The sequence below is a fragment of the Enterobacter sp. B79-1 genome, from assembly GCF_057444735.1.
On record NZ_JBYAZJ010000001.1, the window covers coordinates 1056600 to 1072841 of the forward strand.

Consider the following 16242-nt stretch of genomic DNA (forward strand, 5'->3'; position numbering starts at 1 on the left):
TTTAAAACATCCTGAATGGAGATAAAAACTAGTTAAATACCGTTATTGACGGCAGCACTTTACCCTGGCAATCAAATAACGCCTGATTCTCACGGGCATTACCCTCTTTCCACTCGTCATGGATATATTTCATGCCGGTTTTGGTGGCCCACGTGGTGCCCGGAACGGCTATCCAGGTCGGTTCCCAATAAAAGATGCCCTTGCCGCGACGGTCAGGCACATCAATAACGGACTGCATTAAATCGTGAATATAGTCGTACTGACCCTGAACGGTGCCGGGATAGCCACCGTCCTTTTCTTCTTTGGCCTGGAAGCTGTTCTCGGCGTTATCGCAGTTCTCCAGCGTATAGCCGTAGGCCGCTTCCACCACAATTACGTCTTTGTTATAGCGCCTGCTGATGTCATCCATGTTGGTCTTCAGCGCGCTAATCGGGCCGTTCCAGTAGGTGTACATCGACAGGCCGATGATATCGAACGGCACGTCGCGCTTCGTGATTTCATCAAACCACCAGCGGAAGGTGTCATTTTTGGTGCCTTCGGCCAGATGGAGCATGATTTTCACCTGCTCGCCGTCGGTCAGGTTCTCCTTTAGCCCACCAATCGCGGCGTTGAGCAGCCCGGCCAGGCGGTCAAATTCACCGCCGCCCTGCCCCCAGCTTTTCCCTTCCGGCCACAGCATGCCGCCGTTAATTTCGTTTCCTATCTGCACCATGTCCGGCAATACGCCCTCTTTCTTAAAGCGGGCGATCGTGTCGTGGGTATAGTCATGAATAGCCGTTTTCAGCTGCGGGTAGTCCATCTTCTCCCAGGCTTTTGGCTTGAACTGTTTGCCCGGATCGGTCCAGAAATCGCTGTAGTGGAAATCGAGCAGCAGCTTCAGGCCCTGCGCCTTTACGCGCTTCGCCAGCGCGAGGGTGTTTTCGAGATTATTACTGCCGCCGCCGTAGGTGTTGCCGTCGGCATCCTGCGGATCAACCCACAGGCGCAGGCGCACGGTGTTCACGCCGTTAGCTTTGAGGATAGCCATCGCGTCCTGCTGCTGGCCGCTCTGGTTATAAAATTTGGCGCCATGTTGTTCCGCTTCCAGCAGCGTCGAAATATCCGCGCCCTTGATAAAGTCCGCGGGCATGGCGTTAAAAGGACGCGTTTTCACCCCGTCCGCAGCAAACACGCTCGCGGCAAAGCCACATGAGAGGCAAACGGCAAGTAAAGCAGGTTTGAGTCTTTTCATGATTATCCTTTGGTACTCCCGGAGGTCAGGCCGGAGACGAAGTATTTTTGTAATGCCAGATAGAGGATCGCTACCGGCACCGCAATCAACACCGCGCCTGCCGCGTAGGTGGTGTAGCTGGCACCCATTTTTTGCGCCACCAGGTTATAGAGCCCGATGGGTAAGGTGTATTTGTCCGGGGTGCGCAGAATCGTGCTGGAGAGGATGAAATCCCCCAGCGGCCCGGTGAAAGAGAACAGCGCCACCACCGCCACAATTGGCTTCGATAGCGGCATGATAATTTCGATGAAAATCCGGAAATTACTGGCCCCGTCCATGCGCGCGGATTCATCCAGATCTTTCGGGATGGCGTCGAGGTAGCCTTTCATCAGGTAGGTATTCATCGGGATCATGCCGCCCACGTAGATCAGCACCAGCGCCAGATGGCTGTTGATGAGGCCCAAAAGCTGCGACAGCACGAAGATGGCAATCAGCGCCGAGAACTGGGGGATCATCTGCAGGAGCAGGAACAGCATCAGCCCGTTCTGGCGTCCCTTAAAGCGAAAGCGCGAAAAGGCATAGGCGGTAAAGCTGACGCTGATTAAGGTCAGCACCATGGTCAGGAAGCTGATTTTCATCGAGTTCCAGTACCAGGTCATGTAGTTCACCTGGCCATTAAACAGGTCGGCGTAGTGCTGCACCGAAAAGTTCTCTGGAATAATTGAGGAGCTGAGCAGGCTATTACCCGCGTTAAACGACGCGCCGACCGTCCACACCAGCGGGTAGATGATAATCGTCGACACCAGCACGATAACCAGCCAGGAGAGCGAGAGGCGTACCCACTTCTCACGTTTAATACTTTGTGATTGAGCCATTGTTACGTCCCTTACGCCATGTCGTCGTTTTTGAAAGATTTGGTGGCGCGGAACTGCCACAGCGCCAGGCCGACGACAAAGATCGACAGCAGGATAGTGATGGTCGCCGCAATCGCGTACTGCGACGACGACATGGTGAGCTTGTAGATCCACGACACCAGGATATCTGTCCCACCCGCATTGGACCCCACCACCGCCGGCCCGCCGTTGTTGAACAGGTAGATGATGTTGAAGTTATTGAAGTTGAAGGTGTATTGGGTAATCAGTATTGGCGCAATGGAATAAAGCACCAGCGGCAGCGTGATGGTGCGCAGCTTGGTCGCGCTGCTGGCCCCGTCCATGGTGGCGGCTTCGTACAAATCGTCAGGGATCGCCTGCAGCACGCCGGTGGTCATGGCAAAAACAAACGGGAAGCCGAGCCAAGTCTGCATCAGGATCAGCGCCGTTTTGGTCCAGAACGGATCGGTCATCCAGGCTTTCGGCGCAATGCCGAAGAAGGCCAGAATGGCATTGTTTATCACACCGAAAGAGTCGTTGAACATTCCGGCAAACACCAGAATGGTGACAAAGCCCGGCACCGCCCACGGCAGAATGAAGATGGTGCGGATAAGCGGCTTAAAGCGCAGGTCTTTCTGGTTCACCAGGATAGCCAGCAGTACGCCCACGGTACATTGCAGCGTGGTGGCGAGCAGCGTCCAGACCACCGTCCACTGCAGGACGTCAAAGAAGGTTGAGCGCCAGATGGAGAGCGTGAAAATATTGATGAAGTTCTTAAACCCAACCCAGTCCACCAGCTTAGCCGGCGGCGTGTGGTAAAGATTGTAGTTAGTAAAGGCGATGGCAAAACCGAAGAGGATCGGGAAAACCACCACAAACACCAGCAGAATAAAGCCCGGCGTGATCATCAGATACGGAAAGCCGTCGCTCAGCAGCATCTGATACTGCTTACGCACGCTGTTTAGCCCCAGCCCTTCATCGCGTTTTCGACCGTTGACCCAGGCATCACGCATCGACAGGTAATACACCATCACGCCAAATGCGGCGATCAGTACGCTAATGATCCCTTCTGCCAGCAGGAAGATGGAGTTATCCCGCGGCACTTCCTCCCCCAGCGTCACCAGCCCCCAAAGTCCTTCGCGCAGGAAATCGGCAAAAACGCCGATAAAACTGGCCAGCAGCACCAGGAAGATAACGCCCTTCAGCCACTGGCGGTGATAGAACTGGCCGAAGCCGGGGATGACCGCCAGCAGCAGGCCGGTCCAGGCGTGACGCCCGGCCCCGTGCGGTCTGGCAAAATTTTCCGGGATGATACTCACAGACAACTCCTTTCAATAAAACGGGAGAGCGGCCTCCCGTTCTGCGACGTCAGAAAATTACTGGTTGCTGGCCTGCATGGCTTCGATTTGCATCTGGACCTGTTTCTCTGCGCTGTCCAGCGCGGCTTTGGGATCCTGTTTACCGGTCAGGCTCAGCTCCAGCGCGGCGTTGGCCGGCCCCCAGACTTCGCCCATTTCAGGGATACCCGGCATGGCGGTGGCTCGCGCGGCCTGCACCGCAACGGCGCTCGCCTTCTCGTCGTTCTTGATTACCGGGTCGTCGATCATTGCGGTCAGCGGCGGGATCTCCCGCGTGGCCACGTAGCGGGTTTTCACGTACTGCGGCTGGTTGATGAATTCGATAAATTTCTGCGCCAGCGCTTTGTCCTTGCTCCAGGTGGAAACGACGTAGCCTTTCACGCCGAGGAAGGAGCTCATTGGCTTGCCGTCCGGCAGCGTGGGCAGCGGTGCCACGCCGTAATTGATGCCTGCCGCTTCATACGGCTGGAACGCCCACGGGCCGTTGATGACGGCTGCCGCTTTCTTCTCGGTGAACAGGGAGTCGATTGCGTTCAGGCCGTTGTCACCGACTATCCCGGCCGGGAAAATATCGTCAGCGTAGAATTTTTTCAGGTACGTCACGGCTTCTACCGCGCCCGGCTTGTTCAGGCCGACGTCGCTGGCGTTATAGCCGCCTTTGCCGTTTTGACCGAAGATGTAGCCTCCCATCGGGGAGATCGCGCCCCAGCTGTAGTAAATCTGATCGAACTTGGCGAGCAGACCGTACTGGTTTTTTGCGCGCTGCTGTTTAGAAAAATCATACCAGTCCTGCAGCGAGTTGAGCGGCTTGTCGATGAGATCTTTGTTGTAGATCAGCACCAGCGTCTCAACCGCTTTCGGCACGCCGTAGAGGGCGTTATCCATTTTGAAGGCGTTAATCGAGGCCGGGGTGTACTGTTCGGTCTGCTTAGCCTCCAGATTCAGGGGGGTCAATAACCCTTGCACGACGGCACCGCCCAGCTGATCGTTAGGAATGACCAGCACGTCCGGGCCAATGCCTGCCGGGCCGTCCAGGCGCAGTTTTTCCAGCTGCTGTGCGTAAGGGGTTTCCTGCACGTTGACCTTAACGTCGTACTGTTTTTCAAAGTCCGCGACCGCATCTTTAATACCGGACGACTTCTTGATGTCTTCCCAGACGTTAAGCTGCGCGGTGGCGTGAGCCTGTACCGCGAGCGTAGAGAGGATCAGAGCAGCGAGTATGTTCTTTTTCATTATCAACCCCATGTGAAGGTATAACAATTTTATGGTTGTTATTGCATCTGATGCCCTACAAACCCCGCTATATATCCTGATAAAACTGGCGTTGTACGTCTGACACCAAATGCCTTTGGTTTGTTATACGCTACCCTTCACATCATGATAACTCTACATAAAACTGTAAGTTGTGTGATCGTCATAACATTAATGGAATATCTGTATAGGGCGCATGAATGCTGGAAGTTATAGTCAAGGCAGACAAATTGCACCGTCCGGCCACGTTGAACACAATTGTTATACGTAAAACATACTCGGCGGTTTACCTGGGGAACACTGATGTCGAACATACAATTGAGGAATGTCACCAAGCGCTTTGGCGACACCGTCACGCTCCACAACGTTAATCTTGAGATTGAGGACGGTGAGTTTGCCGTATTCGTCGGGCCTTCCGGCTGTGGCAAATCCACTATGCTTCGCATGATTGCCGGGCTGGAGGAGATAAGCGAGGGTGAAGTGCTGATCGGTAACGAGGTGATGAACGACATCGCCCCTTCCCATCGGGGTGTGGCGATGGTCTTTCAGTCCTACGCGCTCTATCCGCATATGACGGTGGCCGAAAACATGGGCTACGGGCTGAAGGTGAATAAAGTGCCGAAAGATCAGATCCGCCATCAGGTTGAGATGGTCGCCAAAACGCTGCAGCTCTCCCACCTGCTGGACCGCAAACCCAAACAGCTCTCCGGCGGCCAGCGCCAGCGCGTCGCGATTGGCCGCGCTATCGTGCGTAACCCGCGCGTCTTTATGTTCGATGAGCCGCTTTCCAACCTGGATGCCGAACTGCGCGTGGAGATGCGCCTGCACCTCGCCCGCCTGCATCAGGAGCTGAAAACCACCATGGTGTATGTCACGCACGACCAGATCGAAGCGATGACCCTGGCCGACAAAATTGTGGTGATGAACTACGGCAAAGTGGAGCAGATGGGCGCCCCGATGGATCTCTATTACAAACCGGCGAATAAGTTTGTCGCCGGGTTTATCGGTTCTCCGAAGATGAACTTTCTGCCGGCGACCGTTGAGGCCTGGCAGCCGGGCAAGTTCACCGTCAGGTTGTCGCAGCAGAAGTCGCTCACGCTCGCGATAACCACCACACCGCTGCAGCCGGGCAGCCAGGTTACGCTGGGCATCCGTCCGGAACATTTAACCACTGACCTTCACCGCGGCACGCGGCTGGAATTTAGCTGTGAAGTAGTGGAGCGGCTGGGGAACAATACTTACCTGTTTGGACAATGCTACGGCCATGACAACGTGAAGATCTTGCTGCCGGGCGACGTGAAGTTCGCGCCCTGGCAGAAGATAGACGTGGCCTTCGACGATCGCCACTGCATGGTCTTTGACGAGCAGGATGTCCGGGTGAGCGCGGATATCGACGATGCGGTGCGTTCGGTGGCTTAACGCGCGCCACCGTCAGTCAGCTTTCTCACCGCCCGCCCAAACGCCTCAATCGCCAGGGCAACATCCTCAGCCATCACCGATTCCGCCGGATGGTGGCTGACGCCCCCCCTGCAGCGCACAAACAGCATCCCGACCGGCCAGCGTTCTGCCAGCGCGATGGTGTCATGCCCGGCACCGCTCGGCAGCGATAATGAGCGCCCCTGCACCGACTCAACGGCCTGTCCCAGCAGATCCTGCAAACGCGCATCGCACGGCGTGGCGGCGATACGGTAAAACTCCTCGGCGCTGAAGCTCAGCCCGCGACGAGCGGCAATGGTTTGCGCCTGCGCCAGCAGTTCCGCGAGGAGCGCGTCCAGCGGGGCATCCTGCGGGCCGCGAATATCCAGCGAGAGCGCCACCTCACCGGGGATCACGTTGACCGCGCCGGGCAGGCAGCGCAGTTCACCGACCGTCGCCACCAGATTGCCGCCCTGCTGCAGGGTCGCGTGTTCAATGAACACCATCCATTCGGCGGCGGCGGCCAGGGCATCCGTACGATGGTTCATCGGCACGGTGCCCGCATGCCCGGCCTCGCCGGTGAAGCGGCAGTTGAGGCGACGCGCGCCGTTGATGGCTTCCACCACGCCCAGCGCCAGCCCTTCCTGCTCCAGACACGGTCCCTGTTCGATATGCAGTTCCAGACAGGCGCTGAAATCGTCCTGATGGCGTGCCGCCAGCGCCACGCGGGCGGGATCGAGCCCCGCCTGCACCATCGCCTGCGCCACGCTGATGCCACTGGCATCACAGGTCTCCAGCCAGCCCTGCGGCCAGGTGCCCGTAATGCCCCGGCTGCCTAACAGGGTGATCCCAAAACGGGTGCCCTCTTCGTCACCAAAGCCGACAATCTCGATGGCCTGGGCCAGATGCACACCCTGCTGGTGCAGGCTGTCCACCACTTCGATGGCGGTGAGCACCCCGAGCATGCCGTCGTAGCGCCCGGCGTTGCGTACCGTGTCCAGATGCGAGCCGAGCAGCACTGCCTGCGCCCCTTCCTGCGCGCCCTCATAGCGTCCACAGATATTGCCCACGCTGTCCTGCCAGACGGTCATCCCCGCCTGGCGCATCCACTCGCCGACCAGTTGGTTGGCCTGCAGATGCTGCGCCGAGAGGTACACCCTCGTCAGCGCATCCGGGGTTTCGCTGATGGCGGCCAGCGCGTCGGCACGCGCCATCACCCGTTCTGCTGCCGGGCTCATTGCGGCGTCTCGCGGCGATAGTGATCCCACGCGGCCTGCATGGCGGCACCCTGCGTGGTGGTGAACTTCAGGTAGTTCAGCACCGACTCCAGCGCGCTCAGGGTAGTCATCACACAGTCTTTGCGCGCGTTGTAGCCCATGGTGCCAATGCGCCACACTTTGCCGTGCAGCGGGCCAAACGAGGTGCCGATTTCAATCCCGAAATCCTCCAGCATCAGCTTGCGCACCTGGTCGCCGTTGACGCCCTGCGGTATCACCACGCCCAGCACGTTGTTCATCTTGTGCTTCAGATCGCCGAAGGTCTCCAGCCCCATCGCCTGAATGCCCTTCAGCAATGCATCGCCGTGCAGCTTATGACGCGCGATGCCGTTATCCAGCCCTTCCTGCAGGATCAGCCGCGCGCATTCGCGGGCGCCAAACAGCGCGGTCGTGGCTTCGGTGTGGTGGTTCAGCCGCTCCGGCCCCCAGTAGTCCATCACCATGCCGAGATCGAAATAGTTGGAGTAGATCATCTCCTCGTCGCCGTCGCGGTGGGCGTCGGTGCGAATGCCTTCCTCAACGCATTTGCGGCGGCGGATCGCCTCCTCCATGCGCGCGCTCAGGGTGATCGGCGACGTGCCCGACGGGCCGCCAAGGCACTTCTGCATCCCGGCCGAGACGGCGTCCAGCCCCCAGGCGTCGGTCTCCAGCGCGTTGCCGCCGAGCGACGCGGTGGCGTCGGTGTAGAACAGCACGTCGTAGCGGCGGCAGATGGCACCGAGCTCGGCGAGCGGCTGCAGCATAGTGGTGGAGGTGTCGCCCTGCACGGTCAGCAGCAGGCGCGGGCGAATACGCTTAATCGCATCCTCAACCTGGTCCGGCGTGAACACCTCGCCCCACGGCACCTCAATGGTATGCACCTCCGCGCGGCAGCGGCGGGCAATTTCGCACAGCAGGTGACCAAAGCGGCCAAAGACCGGCACCAGCACCTTATCTCCCGGGCGAATGGCGGAGACCAGGACGGCTTCAATTCCCGCGCGGGAGGTGCCGTCCACCAGCATCGTCCAGCGGTTCTCGGTGCGGAACACCCCGCGATAGAGCGCCATCACCTCGTTCATGTAGTGGGTCATGGCCGGATCGTACTGGCCGATCAGCTGGCTCGACATGGCGCGCAGCACGCGCGGGTCGGCGTTGATCGGGCCCGGCCCCATCAGCAGGCGCTGGGGCGGATTGATTTGCGGAAATTGTGCGATATCCATTGTTAAGTCCTTATCAGTTGAGGCCGCGCACGGAGGAGATGAACTGCTTCAGTTCCGTGGTCTGCGGGTTGGCGAACAGCGTTTTGCTGTCGCCCTGCTCCCAGACTTTCCCCTGGTGCATAAACACCACGCGGTCGCCCACTTCGCGGGCAAAATTCATTTCATGGGTAACAAGTATCAGCGTCATCCCCTCGGCGGCCAGCTGCTCCAGCACCTTGAGCACTTCGCCCACCAGCTCCGGGTCAAGCGCGGAGGTGATCTCGTCACAGAGTAAAACTTTCGGCGACATGGCCAGCGCCCGGGCAATCGCCACGCGCTGCTGCTGGCCGCCGGAGAGGCTCGACGGGTAGTAATCCAGACGGTCACCGAGACCGACTTTTTTCAGCATGCGCTGCGCCAGCTCGCGGCATTCGGCGGCGCTTTTCTTCAGCACCCGACGCGGGGCCAGCATCACGTTTTCCAGCGCCGTCATGTGCGGGAACAGGTTGAAGCTCTGGAACACCATCCCGACCGAGCGGCTGATTTCACGCGCCTGAGAATCCCGGTCGGTAATGGTCATACCGCCCAGCTTGATGCTGCCGTCCTGATACCCTTCCAGGCCGTTAATGCAGCGCAGCAACGTGCTTTTACCCGATCCGCTGCGCCCGATAATGGAAATCACCTGGCCCATGTCGATATCCAGATCGACGCCCTTGAGCACGTGGTTTTCGCCGTAGTACTTCTGCACCTGATTAATGGTGATGAGAGGCATTGAATTTCGTCTCCAGATAGCGGCTGTAGCGCGACAGCGGATAACACAGAATAAAGTAGCCGAGCGCCACCAGCGCAAAGACCTTAAACGGCTGATACGTCACGTTGGTCAGCATGGTTCCGGCCTTGGTCAGCTCGATAAAGCCGATGATCGACGCCAGCGCGGTGCCTTTGATCACCTGCACGGCAAAACCGACCGTCGGGGCGATGCCGATGCGCAGCGCCTGCGGGGCGACCACGCGAAACAGCGTCTGGCCAAAGGTCAGCCCCAGACAGCGCGAGGCTTCCCACTGCCCTTTTGGCAAGGCGCGAATACTGCCAAACCAGATGTCGAGCAGAAACGCGCTGGTGTAGAAGGTTAACGCCAGCGAGGCGGCGGTCCACGGCGAAACGTCGATGCCGAACAGCGCCACGCCAAAGAAGGCCAGGAACAGCTGCATCAGCAGCGGCGTGCCCTGGAACAGCTCAATGTAGCCTCGGATGATGCGCCTCACCGCGCGCCCGCCCGTCAGGCGCAGCAGCAGGAGCGGCAGCGTCACCGCCGCGCCGCCGACGAACGCCACCAGCGACAGCAGCACCGTCCAGCGCCCGGCCAGCAGCAGGTTGCGAATAATGTCCCAGTCGGTAAAGGTGGTCATCATGCCTGCACCCCCAGCCATTTGCGTCCTGCCGCCATCATCAGCTGGCGCAGGATAATCGACAGCGCTAAGTAAATGCCGGTTGTCACCAGATAAACCTCAAAGCTCAGAAACGTTCTGGACTGGATCAGGTTGGCGGCGAAGGTCAGCTCTTCATACGAGACCTGCGACACCACCGACGAGCCGAGCATCACGATGATGCACTGGCTCACCAGCGCCGGGTAAATGCGCTGCAGCGCGGGCGGCAGCACCACGCGGATAAAGGTCTGCAAGCGGGTCAGCCCCAGCACGCGTCCGGCTTCCCACTGCCCTTTCGGCGTGACCTGAATGCCCGCGCGGATAATCTCGGTGCTGTAGGCGCCGAGGTTCACCACCATGGCCAGCAGCGCCGCTTCCCCCGCCGTCATCTTCAGCCCCAGATTCGGCAGGCCGAAGACGATGAAAAACAGCTGTACCACAAACGGCGTGTTGCGGATGATTTCCACGTACGCGCCCCAGAGCCGGCTGAACCAGGTGGTGCGTCCGCTGCGGATCGCCGCCCCGAAAATCCCTGTTGCCAGCCCGCCGACGGTTGCCATCACCGTCAGCTGAACGGTGACCCACAGCCCCGCCAGCAGCTCCGGCCAGTACGGCCAGAGCGCTGAAAAATCGAGTTGCTCAGCCATAGACTTAAACGCCGAGGCTTGCCGGTAGCGGGGCCTTCAGCCATTGCTCGGACAGGCCGTTCAGCGTGCCGTCCTTAATGCCCTGCTCAATCAGCGCATCCACTTTTGCCTTCAGGGCCGGTTCGTTTTTCTTCAGGCCAATAAAGCACGGCGAATCTTTCAGCATAAAGCTCGGCACCGGGGCTTTATCCGCGTTCTGGCGCGAAATGGCCGCCACCACGAGGTTGCCGGTTGCCACGTACTGCACCTGGCCGGAGAGGTAGGCGGAGAGCGTGGTGTTGTTGTCTTCGTAGCGCTTCACGTCCGCGTCTTTCGGCGCCAGGCCGGTCAGCACCATGTCCTCCACCGCCCCGCGCGTCACGCCGATGGTTTTTCCGCTCAGCGCGGCGGCGTCTTTCAGCTCGGCACCTTTCGGGCCAAACACGCCGAGGAAGAACGGCGCGTAGGCGCGGCTGAAGTCGATCACCTTCTCGCGCTCCGGGTTTTTACCGAGGCTTGAAATGACCAGATCCACCTTATCGGTTTGCAGGTACGGCACGCGGTTGGCGCTGGTCACCGGCACCAGCTGCAGCTTGAGCTTCATCTGTTTGGCCAGATAGCGCGCCATGTCGATGTCATAGCCCTGCGGCTGCAGATCGGTCCCCACCGAGCCAAACGGCGGGAAGTCCTGCGGAACGGCAATGCGGATGGTGCCGCGCTTCTCGATATCCTGAAGCTGGTCAGCCTTTGCCGGCAGCTGTGTGAAGAGGCATGCGGCCCCGGCCAGTGCAATCAACAATTTTTTCATGGTGCTTCCCCGTAACGTTAACATGAAACAAAAGATTCTTTGAATGTGATTTTGCAACTAATGTGCCAGATAAAGCGAAGCGGGGAATATTCTTGTAAAGCCTGATAAAACGTGGACGGGTCGAAAAAACGTGCGTTTTCCCGACCCGACAGCTGCACCATTTTAATGCAAAGCACCAGTCTGATGCCCCATTATCGCTGTTCGAGTTCGTCCAGCTGCTGGTAGAGGGAAGCAATGTCGTGAATGCGCGGACGGCCTTTATCAAGAATTTCATGCAGGAAAGCATTCGCCAGCAGATTGATCAGACTGTTGACCGACGAATAGCTGTCATAGGCCGAGACGCTGTCCAGCGGGGCGCAGAGCTGCCAGCTCGCCAGCGGGAACAGGCTGTGCGCCTGCGGCTCGCACATCAGCAGCACCGGAATACCGCTGCTCTGAAGCTGCTGCATCAGCGGGCGGATGATGCGCGGGCGGCGGCGAAAGGCCATCATCACCACCAGATCGTCCGGCGTTAAATCCACCAGCTCCTCGCTCAGGCTCTGCCCCGGCTGCGGCAGGACCAGCACCTGACCGCGCGCCTGCAGCAGCTGCTGGCGCAGGTGCAGCGCCGCTGGATAGGCGTTACGCATGCCGATAATGACGATGCGCCGTGCCTTCACCATGCAGGCCATGGCGTCGGCAAACTGCTGCGCGTCGAGGGCATTGACCCACTGGGTCAGGTTCGCCATCTCTTGCTTATAGTGGCGCGCCAGCAGCGTATTGCCCTGCACCGCATCGCGGTTATCGGTGAGCGGCATCCCGCTCTGGCGCAGGGTGCGCAGCTCGTCGCGCATGTCCTTATATTTCTCATAGCCCAGACGCTTAAACAGACGGCTGACCGTGGCTTTCGACACTCCACTCAGCTGCGCCAGCTCGGCGCTGTTGTAGCTAATGAGATCGTCAAAATGATCGAAAATAAAATCCGCCACCCGCTGCTCCTGCGGCGACAGCGACGGGTACTGTGCTTTCAGACGTTCATCTAACTGTTCCATAGCGCCTCTGTAACTTTTGTTTCATTACATTGTACCTTTTATTCTGCGTATTCATTATACGTGCCAGTTTACTGAAACTTTTCTTTCAGAACTGGAACAGCTTTTGCAGCACCTTGTGACTTTCAGGGTTACGAGGACTTTTCATGCAAAGTAATGTCTCCACGCACGGCATGGCCGTTGCGCCCCACCATCTTGCCAGCCAGAGCGCGCTGGCGGTGCTGCGCGAAGGCGGCAGCGCGATTGAAGCGATGGTCGCCGCGGCGGCCACCGTTGCCGTGGTTTACCCGCATATGAACGGGCTGGGCGGCGACGGCTTCTGGCTTATCGTGCCGCCGGAAGGCGAACCTATTGCCATTGACGCCAGCGGCGCGGCGGGATCGCGCGCAACGCTTGCCGCCTACGACGGTCTGGCGAATATTCCCCATCGCGGCCCCCGCGCGGCGCTGACCGTCGCCGGCACGGTGAGCGGCTGGGACGAGGCGCTGAAGGTCTCGCGCGAGATAACCGGCAAGGCGCTGCCGCTGGCTCGCCTGCTGGCCGACGCCATTGACTATGCGCAGAACGGCACCCCGGTCACGGCCTCTCAGGCCCATGCCACGGCCAGTAAATTCGACGAACTGAAGGCCATCCCCGGCTTCGCGGAAACCTGGCTGGTGGACGGTAAGCCGCCGCAGGTCGGGAGCCGGTTTTACCAGCCCGCCATGGCCACGACGTTGACGCGTTTGGTGGAAGAGGGTCTGGACAGCTTTTATCGCGGCCCGCTGGCGAACGTACTGGCGCACGGCATGGAGACGCTGGGCCTGCCCGTGACGCTGGCCGATTTACACGCGCACGCTGCCCGGCGCACCGCGCCGCTGAAGCTGCAGCATCAGCAGGGGGAGATCTTTAACCACGCCCCGCCGACGCAGGGACTGGTCTCGCTGGCGATACTCGGCATCACCGATTGTCTGAACATGGCGGAGGCCGACGATGCCGACACCATTCACCGCATCGTTGAAGCCACCAAGCTGGCCTTTGGCCTGCGCGATGCCCACATCACCGACCCGCGCGAGCTGAAAACCGATGTTCAGAAACTGCTGGATCCCGCCGCTCTGCAGGCGCTTGTCGACAGGGTTGACGATAGCCGCGCCGCGCCGTGGGGCACCGGTAAAGGCCCCGGCGATACGGTGTGGATGGGGGTGATGGATAACAGCGGGCTCGCCGTGTCGTTTATCCAGAGTATCTATCACGAGTTCGGCAGCGGCGTGGTGCTGCCCGACACCGGCATCGTCTGGCAGAACCGGGGCGCATCGTTCAGCCTCGATCCCAATCATCTTCTGGCCCTCGCGCCGGGCAAGCAGCCCTTCCATACCCTGAACCCGGCGGCGGCGCGTCTTAAGGATGGGCGAGTGATGGTCTACGGATCGATGGGCGGTGACGGACAGCCGCAAACCCAGGCTGCGCTCTTTACCCGCTACGCGATTCAGGGCGTGCCTTTACAGGAAAGCATTTCCCGCCCGCGCTGGCTGCTGGGTCGCACCTGGGGACAAACCTCGGACACATTAAAACTTGAAGGGAGCTTTAGCGCTGAGACGGTCTCGCAGCTCCGCGCGCGGGGACATGAGGTGGAAATGTTCCCTGACTTCAGTGAAGCGATGGGCCACGCGGGCGCGATTGTTCGCCACCCCAACGGGCTGTTCGAAGGGGCATTTGACCCGCGCAGCAATGGCGCGGCCGCCGGATTCTGAGGAGAAAACAATGACGACACCACAACCCGACTGGCAGGCGTATCTGGCGCAAATGGAGTCCGTTCTCGGCGTGACGCTGGACGATGCCCGCCGCACCGAGCTGCAGCTGCAGTTCAGCCGCATTGCCGCCCTGGCCGCCCCGCTGATGGCGCTGCCGCTCGATGACCGTCTGGAGATCGCAGGAGTATACAAAGCATGAGGCTACACGAGATGAGTATCAGCGCGATCCAGCATGCGCTGAGCGCGGGCGAGCTGAGCGCTCGCGAGATTGCTCGCCAGACGCTGGAGGCCATTGCGCGCGTTAACCCGCAGATCAACGCCTGGACCGCCGTGACGGAAGAACGCATGCTCGCCGAAGCCGAGAGCATCGACACCCTGCGCCGCGAGAAGCGCCCCCTGCCACCGCTGGCGGCCGTGCCCTACGCGGTAAAAAATCTGTTCGATGTTGCCGGTCACACCACCCTCGCCGGGGCAGAGCTGTTCAGCCAGCGCCCCGCCGCGGCCGCTGACAGCTTCGCAGTGCGCCAGCTGCGCAGCGCGGGCGGGCTGCTGACCGGGATGGTGAATATGGACGCCTACGCCTACGGCTTCACTACCGAAAACAGCCACTACGGCACGACGCGTAACCCGCACGATCTGGCGCGCATTGCGGGCGGGTCGTCCGGCGGTTCAGCCGCTGCCGTGGCCGCCGGGCTGGTGCACTTTTCGCTCGGCACCGACACCAACGGCTCGATTCGCGTTCCGGCCTCCCTGTGCGGCATCTATGGACTGAAGCCCACCTTTGGCCGCCTGTCGCGATCCGGCAGCCATCCGTTTGTCGCGAGCCTGGATCATATCGGTCCCTTTGCCCGCCGCGTGTGCGACCTGGCGTCCGTGTATGACGCGCTGCAGGGGCGGGACAGCAGCGACGGTTTTCAGGCAGAGAGCTCGCGCGAGCAGACGCGCCCCCTGCTTGAGCGCGGGCTTGACGGCCTGCGCTGCGCGGTGCTCGGCGGCTACTTCACCACCTGGTGCGACGCGGATGCCCGAGACGCCGTGGCGCGGGTGGCGAAGGCGCTCGACGTGCAGGATGAGCTGCAGTTTCCGGACGCCGAGCTGGCGCGCTCGGCAGCGTTTATCATCAGCGCCTCCGAAGGGGGAAACCAGTACCTGCCTGCGCTTCGCCGCGAGCCCGAGCGTTTTGAACCACACTCTCGCGAACGGCTGCTGGCCGGGGCGATGATCCCCTCCGCCTGGTACATTCAGGCCCAGCGGTTTCGCGCGCACGCCCGGCAGGCGTTTAAAACCCTCTTCGCGCAGGCCGACGTGCTGATCGCCCCGGCAACGCCGCGCAGTGCGACGCTCGCGGGTGAGCAGACCATGGAGATTAACGGCCAGCCGCTCCCCATTCGCGCCAGCATGGGGATGCTGACCCAGCCGATTTCGTTTTTGGGCCTGCCCGTGACCACCGTTCCGCTGCGCACCGCCCAGGGTGCGCCGATTGGCCTGCAGCTGATTGCCGCGCCGTTTAACGAGCAGGCCTGCCTGCGCGTCGCGCGCGTGCTGGAAGAGAGCGGGATCGCCGATGCCCGTCCGGCGGAGGTGGCCGCATGATGAATCACGATGACATTAACCTGCCGTGGGTGGTTGCCGAGGTGACCGCCGCGTTTTACCGCTATGAAGACGCGCTGGTCAGCAACAACGTTGCGGTGCTGGACGAGCTGTTCTGGCACGACAAAAACACGGTGCGTCTGGGAGCGGGTGAAAACCTGTACGGGATTGATGAAATCCGCGCCTTCCGCGCGGCGCGCCCGTCCGCCGGGCTGCAGCGGACGTTGCGCCACACCGCCATCACCACCTTCGGCGAGGATTACGCGGTGTGCAGCACCGAGTTTACCCGGGAGGGCACGGAACGCATTGGCCGTCAGCAGCAGACGTGGGTGCGGTTTGCCTACGGGTGGCGCATTGTTGCGGCGCAGGTGAGTTTGATGGTGTAACGCTGAAAAACCTGCCCGGTGGCGCTGCGCTTACCGGGCCTACGATGCTCCGTATGCTCTGTGGGTCCTGTAGGCCGGGTAAGGC

At 60.4% G+C, this 16242-nt stretch carries 16 protein-coding genes; 5 read left to right on the forward strand and 11 right to left on the reverse strand.

Features of this window, described 5'->3' with window-relative positions:
- Window positions 1–28: 28 nt before the first annotated feature.
- The 4 genes from AC2T6E_RS05190 to AC2T6E_RS05205 are packed head-to-tail and all read right to left on the reverse strand — an operon-like array spanning window position 29 to window position 4673.
- A complete protein-coding gene (locus AC2T6E_RS05190) occupies window positions 29–1231 on the reverse strand; it encodes a glycoside hydrolase family 53 protein (RefSeq protein WP_486690770.1) in 1203 nt (400 codons plus the stop codon).
- Between the two features lie 2 nt (window positions 1232–1233).
- Window positions 1234–2085 (reverse strand): sugar ABC transporter permease, encoded by an 852-nt coding sequence (locus AC2T6E_RS05195; protein WP_042715482.1) that lies wholly within the window; start codon window positions 2083–2085, stop codon window positions 1234–1236.
- An 11-nt stretch (window positions 2086–2096) separates the two neighbouring features.
- Entirely contained in the window at window positions 2097–3401 is a 1305-nt protein-coding gene (locus AC2T6E_RS05200; RefSeq protein WP_024909615.1) for a carbohydrate ABC transporter permease, read from the reverse strand.
- A 57-nt stretch (window positions 3402–3458) separates the two neighbouring features.
- Complete coding sequence (locus AC2T6E_RS05205; RefSeq protein ID WP_041910573.1) at window positions 3459–4673, reverse strand: extracellular solute-binding protein; 1215 nt, start codon at window positions 4671–4673, stop codon at window positions 3459–3461.
- A 321-nt stretch (window positions 4674–4994) separates the two neighbouring features.
- Between AC2T6E_RS05205 and AC2T6E_RS05210 the strand changes: the two genes are divergently transcribed.
- Window positions 4995–6110, forward strand: coding sequence for an ABC transporter ATP-binding protein (locus AC2T6E_RS05210; protein ID WP_486690772.1), 1116 nt, complete (start codon window positions 4995–4997; stop codon window positions 6108–6110).
- On the opposite strand, the gene hpxK is transcribed toward AC2T6E_RS05210, so the two are convergent.
- The 7 genes from hpxK to hpxU all read right to left on the reverse strand — a co-directional run bounded on the left by hpxK (window position 6107) and on the right by hpxU (window position 12454).
- Complete coding sequence (gene hpxK, locus AC2T6E_RS05215; protein ID WP_486690774.1) at window positions 6107–7345, reverse strand: allantoate amidohydrolase; 1239 nt, start codon at window positions 7343–7345, stop codon at window positions 6107–6109. The genes AC2T6E_RS05210 and hpxK overlap by 4 nt on opposite strands.
- Window positions 7342–8583: a pyridoxal-phosphate-dependent aminotransferase family protein gene (locus AC2T6E_RS05220; protein ID WP_218308002.1), complete on the reverse strand. Its 1242-nt coding sequence runs from the start codon at window positions 8581–8583 to the stop codon at window positions 7342–7344. The genes hpxK and AC2T6E_RS05220 overlap by 4 nt, the downstream gene beginning before the upstream one ends.
- 13 nt (window positions 8584–8596) lie before the next feature.
- A complete protein-coding gene (locus AC2T6E_RS05225; RefSeq protein ID WP_486690777.1) occupies window positions 8597–9334 on the reverse strand; it encodes an amino acid ABC transporter ATP-binding protein in 738 nt (245 codons plus the stop codon).
- Window positions 9315–9971: an amino acid ABC transporter permease gene (locus tag AC2T6E_RS05230; protein WP_071787484.1), complete on the reverse strand. Its 657-nt coding sequence runs from the start codon at window positions 9969–9971 to the stop codon at window positions 9315–9317. Before AC2T6E_RS05230 ends, AC2T6E_RS05225 begins: the two co-directional genes overlap by 20 nt.
- Window positions 9971–10636 (reverse strand): amino acid ABC transporter permease, encoded by a 666-nt coding sequence (locus tag AC2T6E_RS05235; RefSeq protein WP_348573333.1) that lies wholly within the window; start codon window positions 10634–10636, stop codon window positions 9971–9973. The genes AC2T6E_RS05230 and AC2T6E_RS05235 overlap by 1 nt, the downstream gene beginning before the upstream one ends.
- A gap of 4 nt (window positions 10637–10640) precedes the next feature.
- Window positions 10641–11423 (reverse strand): transporter substrate-binding domain-containing protein, encoded by a 783-nt coding sequence (locus tag AC2T6E_RS05240; protein WP_010429429.1) that lies wholly within the window; start codon window positions 11421–11423, stop codon window positions 10641–10643.
- A gap of 191 nt (window positions 11424–11614) precedes the next feature.
- Window positions 11615–12454 carry a MurR/RpiR family transcriptional regulator HpxU gene (hpxU, locus tag AC2T6E_RS05245; protein WP_059311094.1) on the reverse strand — a complete coding sequence of 280 codons (840 nt, stop codon included), beginning with the start codon at window positions 12452–12454 and terminating at the stop codon, window positions 11615–11617.
- A gap of 143 nt (window positions 12455–12597) precedes the next feature.
- Between hpxU and hpxW the strand changes: the two genes are divergently transcribed.
- The 4 genes from hpxW to hpxZ are packed head-to-tail and all read left to right on the forward strand — an operon-like array spanning window position 12598 to window position 16157.
- Window positions 12598–14181 carry an oxamate amidohydrolase gene (gene hpxW, locus AC2T6E_RS05250; RefSeq protein WP_486690780.1) on the forward strand — a complete coding sequence of 528 codons (1584 nt, stop codon included), beginning with the start codon at window positions 12598–12600 and terminating at the stop codon, window positions 14179–14181.
- A 10-nt stretch (window positions 14182–14191) separates the two neighbouring features.
- Entirely contained in the window at window positions 14192–14380 is a 189-nt protein-coding gene (gene hpxX, locus AC2T6E_RS05255) for an oxalurate catabolism protein HpxX (protein ID WP_120158507.1), read from the forward strand.
- Window positions 14377–15774, forward strand: coding sequence for an AtzE family amidohydrolase (locus AC2T6E_RS05260; RefSeq protein WP_120158506.1), 1398 nt, complete (start codon window positions 14377–14379; stop codon window positions 15772–15774). The genes hpxX and AC2T6E_RS05260 overlap by 4 nt, the downstream gene beginning before the upstream one ends.
- A complete protein-coding gene (hpxZ, locus tag AC2T6E_RS05265; protein ID WP_431642005.1) occupies window positions 15771–16157 on the forward strand; it encodes an oxalurate catabolism protein HpxZ in 387 nt (128 codons plus the stop codon). The genes AC2T6E_RS05260 and hpxZ overlap by 4 nt, the downstream gene beginning before the upstream one ends.
- Window positions 16158–16242: the final 85 nt, after the last annotated feature.